Annotated in this window: 14 protein-coding genes; 7 read left to right on the top strand and 7 right to left on the bottom strand. The window is 65.0% G+C overall.

The window, feature by feature from the left end; genetic code table 11:
* Positions 1-10: 10 nt before the first annotated feature.
* Together GJ700_RS03810 and GJ700_RS03805 are read left to right on the top strand one after the other, a co-directional pair.
* A complete protein-coding gene (locus GJ700_RS03810; protein ID WP_154371322.1) occupies positions 11-1,336 on the top strand; it encodes a DUF3138 family protein in 1,326 nt (441 codons plus the stop codon).
* A gap of 84 nt (positions 1,337-1,420) precedes the next feature.
* Complete coding sequence (locus GJ700_RS03805) at positions 1,421-2,323, top strand: LysR family transcriptional regulator (protein ID WP_154371321.1); 903 nt, start codon at positions 1,421-1,423, stop codon at positions 2,321-2,323.
* Between the two features lie 8 nt (positions 2,324-2,331).
* Here GJ700_RS03805 and GJ700_RS03800 read toward each other — a convergent pair whose 3' ends face one another.
* Genes GJ700_RS03800 through GJ700_RS03790 form a run of 3 tightly spaced genes read right to left on the bottom strand, consistent with a single transcriptional unit; the run spans position 2,332 to position 5,096 of the window.
* Positions 2,332-3,276 (bottom strand): DMT family transporter, encoded by a 945-nt coding sequence (locus GJ700_RS03800; RefSeq protein ID WP_154371320.1) that lies wholly within the window; start codon positions 3,274-3,276, stop codon positions 2,332-2,334.
* Positions 3,277-3,335: 59 nt separating this feature from the next.
* A complete protein-coding gene (locus GJ700_RS03795) occupies positions 3,336-4,088 on the bottom strand; it encodes a helix-turn-helix transcriptional regulator (RefSeq protein WP_154371319.1) in 753 nt (250 codons plus the stop codon).
* A gap of 24 nt (positions 4,089-4,112) precedes the next feature.
* Complete coding sequence (locus tag GJ700_RS03790; RefSeq protein WP_154371318.1) at positions 4,113-5,096, bottom strand: DMT family transporter; 984 nt, start codon at positions 5,094-5,096, stop codon at positions 4,113-4,115.
* A gap of 95 nt (positions 5,097-5,191) precedes the next feature.
* Here GJ700_RS03790 and GJ700_RS03785 point away from each other — a divergent pair, with 95 nt between their 5' ends.
* Both GJ700_RS03785 and GJ700_RS03780 read left to right on the top strand, forming a co-directional pair.
* Complete coding sequence (locus tag GJ700_RS03785; protein WP_154371317.1) at positions 5,192-6,088, top strand: LysR family transcriptional regulator; 897 nt, start codon at positions 5,192-5,194, stop codon at positions 6,086-6,088.
* 115 nt (positions 6,089-6,203) lie between these two features.
* Entirely contained in the window at positions 6,204-7,460 is a 1,257-nt protein-coding gene (locus tag GJ700_RS03780) for a cyanate transporter (RefSeq protein WP_154371316.1), read from the top strand.
* 1 nt (position 7,461) lies between these two features.
* Here GJ700_RS03780 and GJ700_RS03775 read toward each other — a convergent pair whose 3' ends face one another.
* On the bottom strand, positions 7,462-8,544 hold the full coding sequence (locus tag GJ700_RS03775) for a DUF5694 domain-containing protein (RefSeq protein WP_229506785.1): 1,083 nt from the start codon (positions 8,542-8,544) through the stop codon (positions 7,462-7,464).
* Positions 8,545-8,677: 133 nt separating this feature from the next.
* Here GJ700_RS03775 and GJ700_RS03770 point away from each other — a divergent pair, with 133 nt between their 5' ends.
* Positions 8,678-9,847: an AAA family ATPase gene (locus GJ700_RS03770; protein ID WP_154371315.1), complete on the top strand. Its 1,170-nt coding sequence runs from the start codon at positions 8,678-8,680 to the stop codon at positions 9,845-9,847.
* Positions 9,848-9,871: 24 nt separating this feature from the next.
* Here the strand turns inward: GJ700_RS03770 and GJ700_RS03765 are convergent, their stop codons facing one another.
* From GJ700_RS03765 to GJ700_RS03755, 3 genes are all read right to left on the bottom strand, one after another.
* Positions 9,872-12,340, bottom strand: coding sequence for a polysaccharide lyase 8 family protein (locus tag GJ700_RS03765; protein WP_195763769.1), 2,469 nt, complete (start codon positions 12,338-12,340; stop codon positions 9,872-9,874).
* A gap of 14 nt (positions 12,341-12,354) precedes the next feature.
* The gene (locus GJ700_RS03760) at positions 12,355-14,067 is read right to left on the bottom strand and encodes a right-handed parallel beta-helix repeat-containing protein (RefSeq protein WP_154371313.1); all 1,713 of its coding nucleotides are present in this window, start codon (positions 14,065-14,067) and stop codon (positions 12,355-12,357) included.
* A gap of 109 nt (positions 14,068-14,176) precedes the next feature.
* On the bottom strand, positions 14,177-15,025 hold the full coding sequence (locus tag GJ700_RS03755) for an alpha/beta fold hydrolase (protein ID WP_154371312.1): 849 nt from the start codon (positions 15,023-15,025) through the stop codon (positions 14,177-14,179).
* A gap of 95 nt (positions 15,026-15,120) precedes the next feature.
* Here GJ700_RS03755 and GJ700_RS03750 point away from each other — a divergent pair, with 95 nt between their 5' ends.
* Entirely contained in the window at positions 15,121-15,972 is an 852-nt protein-coding gene (locus GJ700_RS03750) for a LysR family transcriptional regulator (protein WP_154371311.1), read from the top strand.
* Between the two features lie 69 nt (positions 15,973-16,041).
* The gene (locus GJ700_RS03745) at positions 16,042-16,947 is read left to right on the top strand and encodes a helix-turn-helix domain-containing protein (protein ID WP_154371310.1); all 906 of its coding nucleotides are present in this window, start codon (positions 16,042-16,044) and stop codon (positions 16,945-16,947) included.
* Positions 16,948-16,951 lie beyond the last annotated feature (4 nt).

Raw genomic sequence — 16,951 nt, 5'->3', positions numbered from 1 at the left:
AGGAGACATCATGTTCAAGCACCTCGCCCTGACATTGCCATGTTTGATGGCGGCAGCACCAGCGTTTGCAGCGGGTATGGGAGAAAACACCGACATCGAGCAGTTGCGTGCGGAAGTCAAACGCATGCAAGTGAAAATCGATGCGCTGGAAGATGCGAAAACCGAATCCGGCATGGCCGGCCTGAAAATCAGCGGCATGCTCGATCCGACCTACGTCGCCAGCCGCAACCGCCGCAGTTCGGGCTTTAATTTCCTCAACAACTTCGACGCCATCGACCGTGGCGCGGCCGGGCAGGATTCGTCGTACGCATTCGACAATTCCTTCTTCGGCATGGCCATGCTGCAAATCGACAAGGAAATGGAAGGCGGCACCAAATGGCACTTGCAACTGGTGCCGCACAAGAGCGCCAGTTCCACGTTCAACCTCGGTTCCATCGTTCACGAAGCCACCGTCTCGGTGCCGCTGGAAGAACAGGACATCAAGGTCGTCGCCGGCCAGTTTGCCGATTTCACGGGCTATGAATACTTCCTGTCGCACCAGACCAAGCTGGTCACGCACAACCTGCTGTTCGATTTCACGCAGCCCAGCTATTACGCGGGCGCCGGCGTGGAATTCGTGCGCGGCGCCTGGACCACCAAGGCGCTGCTGGCCAACATGAACAAGTCCAGTCATTCGGACAATACGCGCAACCCGATCTTCGTCTTCCGCGCCGATTATGCGCACAGCGAGTTTGCCGGTATCGGTGTCACGGGCCAGTTCGGCAAGTACATGGACAAGGGCTTGCGCATGCTGTCGACGGACGCGTTCTATACGCGCGGCGCGCTGTCCATCAATGGCCAGGTCAATCTCGGTCACTGGAAGGGCATGGCGTTCAATGGTGGCGATGCCCGGTGGGCGGGGGTCTCCGTGCTGGGCGCTTACCAGCTGTCGCCACGGCTGGAATTGATCGCACGGGCCGACTACCTGAAGAACGACAAGAATGGCGGCGGCACGCTGGGCACCATCTTCACGGGCTGCACGGATGGCACGGGCTTGCCGGTGTCGTGTTCCGATTCGTCGGTGACAAGCGTGGGGGCGGGCGATTACCGCAACGGCTTCGGCCCGACGGAAGCGGCGCTGAGCGGCGCGGCGGCCGCCGGCACGCCGGGCAAGGTGCGCGGGACCAACCGCTCGGAAGTCACGCTGGGAGGCGCGTACACCATCAATGCCAACAGCAAGCTGAAATTCGAATACCGCTATGACTGGGCCAACCAGGCGGTGTTGCTGGCGCAGAAGGCCAGCGTTTACCGTAAAAGCAACTCGCTGCTGGCCACGTCGCTGGTGGTGACGTTCTAATGCATATACGTGGGCGACGCCATAGACCCGCCCACCCTGCAGTTACAATAAGCCATCCTTCCCAGGTAGCCACTCTCCCTCGCCATGCTGACCAACCTGTCCGACCTCGACCTTCGCCTGATCCGTGTTTTTCTCGCGGTTGCCGATGCGGGCGGGTTGTCGCTGGCGCAGACCATGCTGAACGTGAACCAGTCGACCATCAGCACGCAGTTGTCGACGCTGGAAGCGCGCCTGGGTTTTCGCCTGTGTGAGCGGGGCCGCAGCGGTTTCCGCCTGACGCCGAAAGGCGAACGCTTTGCCCAGGCGGCGCGGCGCATGCTGGACGTGGTGAACGACTTTTGTGAAGAAGCGCGCAACATTGAAAAAAAGCTCAGCGGCTCGCTGCGCATCGGCCTGATCGGCCATACGGCGCCCGCGCAGAATGCCAAGCTGGGCGTGGCGATTTCCAACTTCCGCAAGCGCGACGAAGCCGTGCGCTTCCACATCTTCAACCGCTCGCCCAATGAAATCGAAGAGCAGATGCTGGCCGGGGAACTGGACCTGGGCATCGGTTATTTCTGGCACCAGTTGCCGGAACTGGAATACGTGCCGCTGTACGTGGAAAAACAGGTCGCCTATTGCGGCCAGGGTCATTCGCTGTATGGCACATCCGACAAGATCAGCACGGTCGACGTGGCGAACTATGAATGGATCGGCCGCAGCTACCCGGTGCCGGAATTCGAAAGCCGCTTCGGCCAGCAAAACTATGGCGCCCGCGCCGACAACATGGAAGCGGTGGCGGTGCTGATCATGTCCGGCCGTTACTGCGGCTTCCTGCCGTCGCACTTCGCCGAACCGTATGAAAAACTCGGCCTGCTGCAAGCGCTCAATACCGACGAACTGGCCTACCGCGTCACCATCCACACGTGCGCGCACAAGGCCAGCCGCCGGGGCGACATCATCGATGCCTTCATGACGGATTTGCGGGCCGTGATGGCGATGCCGTGACGGCGGCCCTACCGGTGGCGATGCGCCCGCGTGCATGACACGACGCCTGCCAGCAGCAACGCCAGCGCCGCACATTCCATCGCTGTCGGCCAGCGCTGTTCCCACACATAGCCGTACAGCATGGCAAACAGCGTTTCAAACACGATCATTTGCCCCGTCAGCGCCAGCGGCAGCACGCGGCTGGCGTAATTCCACAACGCGTTGCCGGCCACGGAGCACAGCACGGCCACGCTGGTCACCACGCCGGCAAATACCAGCCACTGGTGCGCGGAATGATGCATCGGCGCCGCCAGCGACGCCGGCACCAGCAACAGCGCTTCCGCGCCCGTCACCACGCCCGTCAGCAAGCTCCAGTCGCGGCTGGAAACCGATGGCATCCGCGCCAGCCAGCGGCTGTTCTGCACCGCGTACACGGTCCATGAGACCAGCGCCCCCACGGCGCACAGCAGGCCAGCCAGCGATCCCGCTCCGCCGCTGGACAGTGATTGCCATGCAATGCACCCCAATCCCGCCAGGCTCAGCGCCACCGATGGCAGCAACGTCCGCAAGGGCGCCGCATCGGCATGACGGCTGCCCGCCAGGGTGACGGCGACGGGCAGCAAGCCGATCACCAGCGACGTCATCGCCACGCCGCCCCGCTGCACGGCATTGGCCAGGAAAACGTAGTACAGGATATTGCCCAGGAAACTGAGCCACAGCAGCGCCCACCATGCTCGCCGCGTCAGTTGCGCTGTCAGGCGGCGCCACGACGGCGCCACCAGCACGGCGGCCACGATGCCATAGGCCAGGTAACGCCCGGCCGACAATTGCACGGGCTGGAAGTCCGGCGCCAGCTTGGGCGCGATGAATACCAGGCCCCACATGGCGCCCGCCGCCACGCTTGCCGTGATACCGGATGCCAGGCCCGGCGCCGTGCCGGCCAGGGAATGTGTCGGGGAATGTGTTCCAACCATGTCGCCTCTCCTGAAAACAGGGATTCTGGCCGGATGCCGCCGTCAACGCTTGTCGCGTTCTACTGCGTTTTTGTCCCGTTCTCCAGCAGGCGCTTGCGGTAGGCGGCCGGCGTGGTGTCCATCGCATGGCGCATGGCCCGCGTCAGCGCGCTCTGGTCGGCGAATCCCGCCGCCAGCGCAATCTCCGCCACCGTGCGGCCACTGCCGGACAGCCAGTGGCACGCATGCTCCAGCCGCTTTTGCTGCAGCCACGCGTGGGGGCTGGCGCCGAGTTCTTCGCGAAACAGCGCGTGCAGGCGGCTGACGCTGACGCCGGCGCAACGCGCCATGGTTTCCGTGCTCCACGGCGCCGCCGGCTCGCCATCGATACGGGCCAGCAGTGCCGCCAGCCGCGATACCGGCTGCGGGTCCACCAGCGCCAGCGTGTCGAGCAACAGCGGCAGCCAGCCTTGCAGCACGGACGGCGGCGTGGCGTGCCGTTCCGACATCAAGGCCAGGTAGTCGATCAGCTTGCGGGCCGCGGGACTGAGCGTCATGAACGACCGGTCCAGCAGGCGCTGCCACGCGCCATGCGTGATGGCGTCCGCGCCGACGTCGAGGATCAATGAACGGTTGCTGACGGCGCTGCATTGCGCATGCCATGCGCCGGGCGCCACCAGTGCGCCGTGCAGGGGATCGAGCCGGCCCGCCTTGCCTTCGATCTCGAGCCGTACCTCACCCGCCACCGGCAACACCAGCTGCGCGTAGCTGTGGCGGTCCGGGTCTTGCAGCGCGCCGTAGCTGCGCTGGTGCAGGGCGAGGGTGGGGGTCATGGCGACGAGTCTAGCACGGCGCCGCTACTGCTTCGCGGCCTTGCGGCTCGCCACGGCCCGCTGCGCCACACCCGCCGAGGCCGGCGCGGAAGGCTTCAGCCGCGCCACGCCCAGCATCACCAGCGCCAGCCCGACCACCTGGTACGCCGACAAGGCTTCCCCCAGCAGGACGCAACTGGCCACTACCGTCAGCACCGGTCCCAGGCTGCCGAACGCCGCGGCCTGTGCGGCGCCCATGCGCTGGATGGCCAGCGCCATCCAGTAAATCGGCAGCGCGGTCGACAGCACCGCCATCAACCCCGCGTTGACCCAGACGCCGGCCGGCAGCGACGACAACGCGGACGGCGTGCCCGCCACCAGGTAGTGGGCCAGCACCAGCACGGACGACGCGCCGCCGGCCAGGCCCGTCAGGCGCATCGAACCGATGCGGCCAATCATGGAGCCCGTGCCGAGGTAATACAGCGCATACGTGACGGCGCTGGCAAAGACCCACGCGCCGCCCAGCCACACGTGGGCGCCATCCGCCGCGGCGCCCGCGTCATGGATGAAGGCAATGCCCAGCCCCGCATAGCAGATCGCCATGGCCTGCGCCACGCGGCCGGATGGCAGGGTGCGGCGGGCAATCGCCTGGAACACCAGGACCAGGGTCGGATAGACATACAGGATCAGCCGTTCCAGCCCCGCGCTGATGTATTCGAGGCCGTAGAAGTCAAACAGGCTGGAAAGGTAATAGCCGAACATGCCCAGCAACATGATGCGCGCCGCATCGGCCCAGCTCAGGGATGCCTGCGCCGCCTGTGCCTTCGCGCGGCTGAGCCACACCAGCCAGATGAACAGCGGCAGCGCGAAGCCCATGCGCATGGCCAGCAAGGTCAATGCATCCACGGGTCCCGCCGCATAACCCAGCTTGACGAACACCGCCTTCAGGCTGAACCCGGCGGCGGACAGCACGGCATACAGGCGGCCATCGTGCAGCCATTGCTGGAAGGGGACGTGCAAGCGTTTCATGGTGAACCTCCGTGATCGAGGCTTATTTTGACGCGAAGCAAAGTTAGCTAGAATGCTTGTTTCAGATACCCAGCCTTCGCGTCAGGAGAAACCCCATGCATTTCGATCTGGTCGATTTACGCTTGCTGGTCGCCATCGCCGATGCGGGCAGCCTCAGCAAAGCGGCCGCCTCGTTCCCGATCGCCCTGTCCGCCGCCAGCAACCGCTTGCGCCATTTCGAACAGCGCTGCGGGCTGGCCATTTTCCAGCGCCACGCGGACGGCATGGACGCCACGCCGGCGGGCCGGCTGGTGCTGGACCACGCGCGCCACGTGCTGCAGGGCGTGGAAAGCCTGAAAGACACCGTGCAAGACCTGACGGGCCAGCGCAGGATCACGTTGCGGCTGGCCGGCACCACGGTGGCCAACAGCACGTTCCTGCCCGCCGCGCTGGGCCCTTTCCTGGGCGATTACCCGGAAGTGGACTTGCAGCTGGTGGAACAGAACAGCACCGGCGTGCTGCATTCCGTGCAATCCGGGCTGGCCGATATCGGCGTCCTCGACGGCAACCTGGCCACCAGCGGTATGACGTCGCTGCCATTCCGGCAAGACAAGCTGGTGCTGCTGGTCCCTGCCGGCCACCCGCTGGCGCACAGCCGCGCCATCCTGCTGAAAGAAGCGCTGGACTATCCCTTCGTCTGCCTGCCGCCGGAGCGGGCCATGCAGCGCTTTATCGAAGACATGGCAATGCAAAATGCCCGGCCGCTGAAGATCCGCGTGCGCGCCCCCAGCTTTTCCGCCATCGCGCAACTGGTGGCGGAAAACGCGGGCATCGCCATGCTGCCGGAAGTGGCCGCAACGCGCTACCTGCACGACTTACCCGTCGCCACGGTGGCGCTGGACAATGCCTGGGCCACACGCGAGCTGCGCATCTGCATCCGTGCATGGGACACCTTGTCCACCCATGCGCGGCAACTGGTGAAATACCTGTCGAAAGACGACGCCGCCGGCTGAACGGACTCAACGGGCTGAACGCGCGGGCGGGAATCGCATACTGCTTATCTGCCTATCCGAATACCTGGTAGTGCGCCATGCCGATATAGTCGACGGCAAGGACCAAAGGAAACCGATGACAGATCAACGCCGCCTGCTGCGCGAAGCAAGCAGCCCGCCACAGAGTCAACACGCCGAACCGGTGCGCGCCGTGCCTGCCGCGCTGCTGCTGGCGGCCATCGCCGCGGTGGCCCTCAACCTGCGGCCGTTCATCACCGGCATCGGGCCGCTGGCGCGCGATATCGGCGTCCAGACCGGCCTCGATTTGAAAGGGTTGTCGCTGCTGACCCTGGTGCCGATGCTGCTGATGGGCGTCTTCGCGTTTGCCGGCCCGTTCCTGCAGGCGCGCATCGGTCCCCGGCGCGCCATCCTGGCCGCACTGGCCTTACTGGTGCTGGGATCGTTCCTGCGCTTGTTCACCGCCACGGGCTGGCAAATCGTGGGCAGCGCCGCGCTGCTGGGCCTGGGTGTGGCCGTGGTGCAGGCGGTCCTGCCCGGCATCGTCAAGCGGCAATTCCCGCAGCACGTCGGGGTCGTCATGGGGCTGTATTCCGCCATGCTGATGGTGGGCGGCGCCCTGGGTGCGCAACTGGCGCCGCTGGTGGCCGGCGCCGGCGGCGGCTGGCGCATCGGGCTGGCCTGGATGGCGTTGCCGGCGGCGCTGGCACTGGTGCTGGCCGGCTACAGCCTGCCTCGCGACACCACCACCGGCCAGGCCCACATGGCGCTCGCAGGGTATTTGCGGCGGCCCCGCGTCTGGTTGCTGATGGTGTGCTTTGGCTTGATGAATGGCGGCTTTTCCACCGTGGTCGCATGGCTGGCGCCGTTTTACCGCGAGCACGGCTGGAGCGCCGCCGCCAGTGGCGGCCTGTTTGCCGTCATGTCGGCGTGCCAGGCCTGTTCCGCATTGCTGCTGCCGGTCCTGGCGCGCCGGCACAGGGACCGCCGGCCATGGCTGTGGCTCACGCTGGGGTTCCAGGCGGCCGGTTATGCCGCGCTGGCGTTCTGTCCCGGCGTGGCGCCGGTGGCCTGGGTCGTGTTGCTGGGCGTGGGGCTGGGCGGCTGCTTTTCGCTGTCGCTGATCCTGGCGCTCGACCACTTGCCGGATCCGGCGCAGGCCGGCGCCCTGTCCGCGCTGATGCAGGGCGGGGGCTTCCTGATGGCGGCGCTGCCGCCGTGGATCGTGGCGGCGCTGCGCGATGCGACGGGCGGATTCGGCGCCGGCTGGCAATTGCACCTGGCTTGCGTGGCCATCGTCGCTGGGCTGTACTGGCGCATGGACCCGGCCAGCTATGCCGCAGCGATGCGCCAGAAAGCCGATGTGGCGGGATGAGTCAGTCGGCAGGACGCAGCAACGGCGCCGTGTCGGCGATGCGGACGTCGTGCATCTGGTGCAGATAGCCTTCGAGGTAGCCTTTGTGCGCCGCCCCCACGACCACCAGCATGCGCATGCCGGGCTGCGCTTCCAGCACCGCGCGGATATTCGACGCCATCCGTAAATTGCGGGTTTCCCAATAGCCGACGTAGCGGCGGCCGAACCGCTGCGGCGACGGCTCGTTCAGCGCCGCGCCAAAGTCGCTGTCAAAGACGACCCGGCCTTCACCAGGCGCATTGTAGGCGCGGTACAGCGCCAGCACGCCGTCCGCCGTGCCCAGCTGCGCGCGCAGCTTGTCGTCGGCGCGCTTGCGCTGTTCGTTGGCCGGATTGTTCCACGCTTTCATGATGGCGTCGCCATAAGCCTTTTCATCCGGCGTCACACTGTCAGCCGTATGGTCATCCACCGCATACACGCGCTCATGCCCGAGGCGGGCCGCCAGCCGCACCGCAATCTGGTAACTCTCGTCGCGCTTGCGTTCCAGTTTATGCAGCCGCTCGACCAGCGCCGCGTCGAGGCCGTCGCCGGCAACCCGCTCCGCTTCCGGCAGGCGCAGCCACTGCACCACTGCCGAGGCCGGTTCGCCGGCTGCCAGGAACAACGCGGCCAGCCGCCGCCGCTGGGAAGGAGCCGGGGAGGCGGGCCAGGCTGCCAGCAACTGTTCCACCTGCACCGTGGCGGCGGGCACGTCCAGTCCTGTCGCCGCCTGCGCCGGGGCGGTATTGCCGCAGTACGTGTCAATCGTGTCCTTGTACCGGTCCGGATAGCGGCGCAGGAAATCGCACTGCGTGCCGGACAGCGCTTCAATGGCAATGGCTTGCGGCCGCCAGCCGGCCAGCCGCTCGTTCAGCAGTTGCAGCTTGCCCGCATCGAACGCCGGCGGCAATTGCGACAAATGCGGCGAGCCCAATACCAGCACTTCGTTTTGCGTGCCGGATGCGGGGCCTTTCAACGCGCTGGGATCGAAATCTGGCCGGTAGCCGTTGGCGGCCGCCAAGCCGGATAAAGCCATCGACAACAAGCCGCAAACCAGTCGGTGCATGTGGTTTTCTCCATGATATTGTTAATTATCATGCAATATTTACATGGCTTGCATAAAAAGTCACGTCGGCTTGAATTTTCCAGAATTATGCGTACACTATAATTATATCCAATCCATAATTCACACTTATTCCATGAGCCAATATTTCGCCCGCCCGGCCCTTGCCGCTCAAATGGCCCGCCAACTGCTCCGACCAGGTATTCTCGATGAAGGGTTGCGCTCGGGTTTGTTTATCTCAGGACAACGGCGCACGGGCAAAACGACGTTCCTGCTGCGCGACCTCATTCCTGCGCTGGAAGAACAGGGCGCCCTGGTCATTTACGTGGATTTGTGGAGCGACATCAAAGCCAATCCGGCCCAACTGGTTCGTACCGCCATCATTCAGGCGCTGAAAGATTTACAAAATCCCGCCTCGTCGCTGCTAGGCAGACTGGCGCGCATCAGGCAACTGGATGTCGCCGCTGGTGTCTTCAAGTTCGGATTCAAGCTGGAGGCAGTCGGGGAGCCGGGTGGCGTCACGCTGTCCCAAGTCATGGTGGAACTGGTCGACCAGGCCAAATGTGACGTCGTGCTGGTGGTGGACGAAGTGCAGCAAGCCACCACCACGGATGAAGGCAATGAACTCTTGCTAGCGCTGAAAGCTGCACGCGATGCGGTCAATCCACGGCCTGGCACACCGGGCCACTTCATTTTCCTTGGTACGGGTTCGCATCGCGCACTGGTCAGTGAATTGACTACCCGCCGTACTCAGGCATTCAATGGGGCGACGTCCATCCCTTACCCTGTGCTGAACGCAGATTACGTGGATTACTTGCTGGAGCGGCTGACGGAGTCTGGCGCATCTCATATCCCGTCACGTGCCGCGGCAATCAATGCCTTCAATGCACTGGGCAACCGGCCGGAAGAATTGTTGCGCGCGTTACGCCAACTACAGGCTGCACATCCGGCTGAAGGAACAACGGATGCTGCGCTTTCCATCATTGCCATGACCTTGCGCTCAACCGCTGCGGACCTCGAGCTGTCCAAAGTAGAACAATTGGGTGCATTGGCAACCGCCATTTTTGAGCGTATTGCCGGCACTGAAGGCGATGCGACCGGCATCTTTTCGAATGATGCCGCCGCCGCTTATACCCAGGCGGTCGGACGCGAGGTCAAGGTCGAAGAAATTCAGCCGGTGGTCAATGAACTGATGGCTGCCAATCTCGTCATGCGACGCGGACACGGCCGCTATTCGATAACCGACCCGTTTGTGCAAGATGCCTGGAAGGAAAAGCGAGCCTTGCCAGGGCTGGAAAACACGTAAGCTGCCTCGGCAACAGCAAAACCGTCACTCGCGGAACGCCTGGTCAAACTCAGCATCGAAACCCGCTCCCGCCGCCCCCGCCGTATCGAAGCGCAATTGCAGTTCGGGGCCGGATTCCAGCAGCGTCACACCGGGACTGGCCGACAGCAGCTTGCCAGGTGACCGCAGCAGGCGTATTTCCAGCATGGCTTGCTGTTGCGTCGGATCGGCCACGGTCAGGCGCAGTTTGCCGCCGCTGGACGTCACCACGACGGCAGCCGGGCCGCTGCTGGCGAGATAGGGGCGGCCATCCCGCTTGACGGTTCCCGCGCGCCACAGGTTGGCGAACCACGCGTGCCGCCGCACATCCTCGGCCGCCGCGGCCTGTTCGTCATTGCTGTCGATGCGCACACCCGGATTGGCGGCGGCGGCGCGCGTGGTTTGCTGGTCCGCCACGGGCAGCAACAGGTAGGCATAATCGGGGGCACCGTGCGGTATCGCCAGGCTCTGGTAATGCGCGCTCACTTCGGCAGCGCTTTGCTGGTCGTTGATGTCGCGCCAGCTGCCGCGCCGTTCCATCCGCGCCGCCTGCAACGGGACGCCGCCGGGGAAGACATAGCCGATACGGCTGCCCGTCCGCGCATCGGCCAGCCAGGCCCAGCGCGCCTTCTTCTGATTGCCATTTTGCAGCGCCACGCCATCGACCAGCAAGGTCGCTTGCTGGCTGACGCGGCGGTTGTCGACGATGGTTTCCGCCTCGCCCTGGCCGCCGCCAATGCCCGACCCCAGCGCCAGGATGCGGTCACCAAGGAAGAACCACGACTTGCGGCCATGCAGCCCGGAACCCGTCACGCCGCGCAGGGAAAACGCCATGCCCAGCGTGGCCACCTTGCCGTCGCCGGCGCCGCCTACCCACGTTTCAGGGTTCGGATACTGTTTCCAGTCGGCGGGGCGGCCACCGGCGCTGTGGTCGGTGGTAATGCCGGGCAGACGCTGGCTGTCGACGGTGGCCCAGTATTCGTGGCCGTATTGCGACTGGTCGGCATCGTACAGATTGAGCACACCCATGCCGCTCCACCAGCCTTTGGTGTTTTCGCCATTACCGAATTCGAACGACGAGGTACGGGGCGACGTCAGGCTCAGTACGGCGGCAAAGCCGGGGCCGCGCAAGATGGCGCGGTCCATCGCAGGGAACAGCCGCGCGCCCGGCGCTTCGGCCGCCGCTGGAATGGATGGATCGGCGGCTATGGCTTTCAATCGTCCCAATTCATACAGCGGCACATTGGTGATGCCGACGCCATCGGCCCCGGCCAGGTAGTTCGCGCCAAATGTCCGGTCGCGCGCCATCCAGCCCTTGATCATGGCCCGCAATTGCGCCGCATCGTCCGGCGGCGCCGCATCGGCAATCACGGCCAGTGACGACATCATGCCGCGCCCCACCATGTGATCGCCCTGTTCGCGCGACGACATGCGGCGGCCGCGCACGGCATCGGGCGTGGCGCCATCGACGATCCACGGCGCATATGCCTCCCGCGCCCACAGCACGATGCGGCTGGCGCGGGGATCGGTCAGCGGCCAGGCGGAACCGGACAGCAGATACACCAGCCGCGCATAGTCGGCCAGCGCCACCGCGCCATAGCTGCCGGTATAGGGGACGTAACCGTGCTGGATGAACGAATGGTCGCGGTAAAAGCCGTCGCCTTGCGTGGTGAGGTCGAGCGCGGGGCCGATCGCATCGCGCCCGGCCGTGATGCGCGCGCCATCCTTGCCCAGCATGCCGTCGAGAATGGCCGCCAGCGCCTTGTCGAGCAGGTTGGCGCCGGTTTCCACGTTGCGCGGATCGAGGCTGCCATCATGACGGGTGCGGTAGCGCGGATCGGGCGCGTACCAGCGCACGGCGGCCAGCGCGCGCTGGCGCAGGTTGTCAGGCACGTACGCATCCATCAGGCACAGCGCATCGAGCAGGTGCAGCGGCGCGCCGATTTGCCAGTCCCACCAGTTGCCGTAAGCCGGACGTCCTTGCCGGTACAGCGTGCGTTCAAACCAGTCCAGGCCCGCCACGACGGCCCGCGCCAGCCGCGCATCGCCATACGACGGCGAACCCGGCGTCGCCACGGCCAGCGCCATGAGCCGCAGGCGGTTGATATTGCTGGTGACGGCCGCCGATGCCAGCAAGCCTTTGGGGTTGTGGAAGTCCGCGATGTCGTCCCATAGCCGCGTGCTGTCCGCTTCCACATGCATCGCCGCCAGCCATGCCTGCGCCGCGTCCGAGCGCGACGCCAGGAGGGACTGGATTTCCGGCGCGCGGCGGTCCATGCCGGGCGCGCCAACCAGTTTGGTGTGCCAGCGCTGGCGCAGGGCATCAAAGGCGCTGGTGTCAGCTGTGGCGCTGGTTACGTTCGCTGCGGCGACACCATCGGCGGCATACGCAGCCGGCAGACAACCCGCACCTGCCAGCAACACGCTGCCCATCAGCCCCCGCACTGAACAGCCTGCCAGCGATAGAGCAGGCATCCAGGCGCGCGCCTTCATCGCGGCACCGCCCCGGCCGGACGCCGGTAGCGCTTCGCGTCGAAATCCGTCGCCACGAACCACTGGCGCAGCAGCGCCGCCGTATCGGCGCCGGCAGCGGGCAAGACCTGGTTCGGCGTATCGCCCTCGAAGAATTGCCCGCCCTTGAATTCCGCCGTGCCATCGTAGCCATAAAAACGGTTGCCGCTCCAGCGGATGTCGTCGTGGCGCAGTTCCGGTTTGACGGCGCGGAACAGCGTACCTTTTCCCGTCACGTGCACGAACGTGTTGTCGCGGATCTCGCCCGCATTCTTGCTGCCCATGCCGGAATTTTCCGCGGCCGGCGACACCAGGTGCGGCGCCAGGTTGACCACCAGGTTGCGCCGTACCAGCGCGCTGGCTGAACCGGCAAACATGATGATGCGGCGGCCGTCGTTGACGCTCAGGTTGTTCTCGACCACGGTGCCCGATGCCTGCGCCGGATGACCGATGCCATCGTCGCCGCAGCCGCAGAACAGCATGAAGCCGCCGTCGTTGTCATGGCTGTAGTTGGCGACGATGCGCGTATCCCGCGTGCCAAGGTCGGCGTCGAACGCCATGCCGTCGCCCGGGTCCTTGTCCTGGAAGCGTACATGGTGCACTTCGTTGTACTGGAACAGCGCGCCGTCGGTGTTGATGGCCCACGCCCCGGCGCTGTTGCCCGGCGTGCGCATCCAGATGTCGTGCAGCAGGTTCGCCTCGACTTTCGGCTGCACGGCGGTGCGCACGACAATGCCGTCGCCGCCAATATCGTGGATATGGTTATTGCGGAACACCACGCGGGTGGACGGGAAGAATTCCCCGGACGCCTGCGCCGCCGGCTCGGCCAGCAAAGCCTTGTTGCCTTTATAGGGAGGATAGTCGCCGCACGGTGCACCGCCCGCGCGGCACATCCACGCCGAGCGGTTCGACAGGCCGATCGCATCGACATGGAAAATTTCACTGTCTTCCACCAGCACGTCGTCGAAGCGCGTCGGCTGCTGTTTTTTACTCGGCTGCTCGCCATGACGCGTGACGTTGAACAGGATGCCGCCCGTCTCCTTGTACACGTGCCGGCTGGCCGGCGCGTCGGCCAGTTGGCCCCGCACATGGTGCACATAGACGTCGCGCACGCGGTAATGGCTGCCGGTACCGAAGTCTTCCAGCTGCACCAGCAGGCCAACACGCTCGCCTTCGCCGAGGCCGTCGTTGGTCAGTTCCAGTCCGTCGATTTCCCATTGCTGGACATTGTACAAATGGATCGCCGCCCGGTTGACGGCGCCGCCATCGCCGCGGCACAGCGAACGGTAGGGGCTGATGCCGCGCGCCATCCTGGCGCCCGTGGTAAGCGCCTGGCCGGGGTCCGTCACCGCATCGCGGCAGCCCGCCGCGATCACGGCGCGCCCGGCTGCCTTGTCGCCATAGCTGGACACCACGATGGGTGCACCGGGCCGCCCGGAACTGCCCGCGCGCGGTGCAAAGCTGCCATGGCACGTCACGCCGCGCTTGAACAGGATGCGCGTGCCGGGCGCGAATTGCATCGCGTTCAGGGCGTCCAGGCTGGTGACGGTGTGCTGGTTACCTGCGGCTGCCGATGCGCAATCGACGTGCACAACCGGCGCGCCGGAAGGCGATTTCGGCGCCGCCGTGGCGGAAACAATGGAAAACGGGGACAACAGCAGGGACAGCAGCAGTGCGCTCAAACGTATCACGGTGAGACTCCGAAGTAAGGCCGTGCGTTAACGTTACCATTACTTGTTTTGTCACACAACTGCTTTTGTTTGGCGGGTCACTGCGGCGGCAAACCCCGGCTTCGTCTGATCAGCCGACAAATCCCTGGATCAAGCGGTTGAACGCGGCCGGATTCGTCACGTTCATGCCGTGCGACGCACCCGCGATGGTGTGCGTGTCGGCCTGCGGGATCCACTCCGCCAGGCTGGCCACGTTGTCGCGGTACATGCGGGGGCTCTTTTCGCCCGCGATCAGCAAGGTCCGGCACTTGATCTCACCGGCTGCGGCACGCGTATAGGCGGGCAGCGGATCGCGGAACTGCTTGGGCAGGGTCGAGGCATTATCGATGGCCATGGTGCGGAAACCGGACGGGCTCTTTTGCCAGATGCCGGGCATGCTGACCGAGTCGACGAACATTTCCAGCCCGGCGTCCACGTCGCCGCGTTCGATCAAGTCCGCCACCTGGGCGCGCAGGGCCGTGGTCGCTGCCGGCAGGGCCGCTTCCGGCATGCCGTCGATGTGCAGCGGGCCGCCCGGATCGGCCAGGGTCAGCGATTTCACCAGGCCCGGATATTCGCGCGCCAGCTGGAATGCCACGCAGCCGCCGCGCGAGTGCCCGACCAGGTGCACCGGTCCCACGTTCATGGCGGTGATGAACTCGGCGAGTTCGGCCACGTGCGATTGCCAGCTGAATTCGCCGTGGGTGCGGGCGTCGTCCGCCGGCCAGTAGTGGCTCAGGCTGGTGGAAACGCAAAAATAATGTTTCGACAGCACGTTGATCTGGCTGTTCCAGTAGCGGTAGTCGCACAGCGAGCCGTGGACGAAAAATACCGGTTCGCCGGCGCCGGAGGCCACGTACGGCACGCGCATGCCGGACAACAGCGTGGCAAAGTACAACTCGGGCGATGCGAAGATGGATGGGTTGGTGCGTGCGTTCATGAATGGCCTCCTTTCCAATACTATGCCCGACGTGTTAGCCTAAGAAAATCGCATAATATTGATTGCATCGATCAGTTTTTCTGATATTAATATTTATGAAAGCCCTGGATCTCGACGTACTCACCATGCTGGTGGCGGTGGCCGACACGGGGAACATCACCCGCGCGGCGGAAGTCGTGCACCGTTCGCAATCGGCGGTCAGCATGCAGATCAAGACGCTGGAAACCGCGCTGGGCAAGGCGCTGTTCGTGCGCAAGCCGCGCAGCGTCACGCTGACGCAGGATGGCGAAGTGCTGCTGATGTATGCGCGGCGCATGCTGGCGCTGCGCGACGAAGCGTGGGCCGCCGTGGTGCGGCCGGACATCACCGGCCGCGTCGTCATCGGCGTCCCCGACGACTATGCGTATTCGCTGCTGCCGTCGATCCTCAAAAAGTTTTCCGCCACCTATCCCAAGGTGGAAATCCAGGTGGTGGGCCTGCCCAGCGTGGCGCTGGCGCCGATGGTCAAGGATGGCTCGGTCGACCTGGTGTGCGCGACGCGGGTGAAAGGCTTGTCGGGAGAATTCATCCGCTTCGAACCCATGGTCTGGGCCGCGACGCCGAGCGCCAAGGATATCTGGCGCGAGCGGCCGCTGCCGATCGCCGTGTTCCTGCCGGGCAGCGTGGCCCGTGAAAACGCGATCCGCAGCCTGGAGCGGGCAAAGATCCCGTACCGCACGTCGTATGAAAGCCCCAGCCTGATGGGCCTGCTGAGCATGGTCGAAGCGGGGCTGGCCGTGGCGCCGCTGGCGCGCTGCGCCGTCCCCGCCCACCTCGCGTTGCTGGGTCAGGCGCAGGGCTTGCCGGAAATCGATGCGCTGGAAGTCATCCTGGCGCGCAGCAGCAAATCAAAACGCCCGCCATGCGACTTTTTGGCAGAGAAAATCATGTCGGAGCTACGCAGGTGACAAATAAAGTGTGAAACCGGACATGCAATGGCGTACGAAATTTCGTGACACAAATGTTACGATGTTTGCATGAATGCCGCCATCGATACCCCGGAAATCCTCAAAGACTGGTTCCACCGCAGTGGCGTGCATGATCCTTTGCACACCTGCATCGGGCCGCTGCCCAACTCCCGGGCGTCCATCGTCCGCTGGACCAGCGACCATCCCGACGCGATGATCCAGACCGTCAGCCCGCACCTCAACGATTACCGCATTGCCGTCATGATGGAACCGGTCGATGCGCGCATCTGGCAGCAGGGCAGGCCGGTGTGGGGCGGCGTGATTGCCGCCGAGCGGTTCCGGATTTGTCCGCCCGGCGCGGGCAACCAGTGGAGCCGTCTGAGCAGCTGCGATATCGTCAACCTGTTCGTGCCGGCGTCGCTGGTCGACAGCTTCAGCGATTTGCGGCAGACGGGGCAGCCACTCACCCTGGGCGCCAACCAGTTCACGTCGGACCGCTACGTGATGGAAACCGTGCGGCGCATGTTGAACGCCGGAGTGATGGCCGGTCCGTTGCAGTCGCAATATTGCGATGGGCTGATGGTGGCGCTGCTCAGTTACCTGCTGGAGCACTACAGCCGGCCGCAGGAAGCCGCGCAAGCCAGTACGCTGTGCGGCGCCCGCCTGCGGCGCGTGCTCGGCTACATGGAACAGCACTTGTCCGAGGCCGTCACCAACCAGCAACTGGCCGAGTTGTGCGCCATGAGTCCGTCCCATTTCTCGCGCGAGTTCCATGCGGCCCTCGGCTTGCCGCCCCATCGCCACCTGATGAAAATGCGCCTGGAAAAAGCCCGCGACATGCTGCTGGCGGCCTGCCACGCGCTGCCCGATATCGCCGACGCTTGCGGTTTCCATGACGCCAGCCATTTGTCGCGCACCTTCACCCGCCACTTCGGCGCGCCGCCGGCCCGTTTCCGCCGGGAACGTGGCTTGTAACCTA

Source organism: Pseudoduganella rivuli, assembly GCF_009674485.1.
GTDB classification, from domain to species: Bacteria; Pseudomonadota; Gammaproteobacteria; order Burkholderiales; family Burkholderiaceae_D; genus Rugamonas; species Rugamonas rivuli_B.
This window is presented reverse-complemented; position numbering and strand designations above follow the sequence as displayed.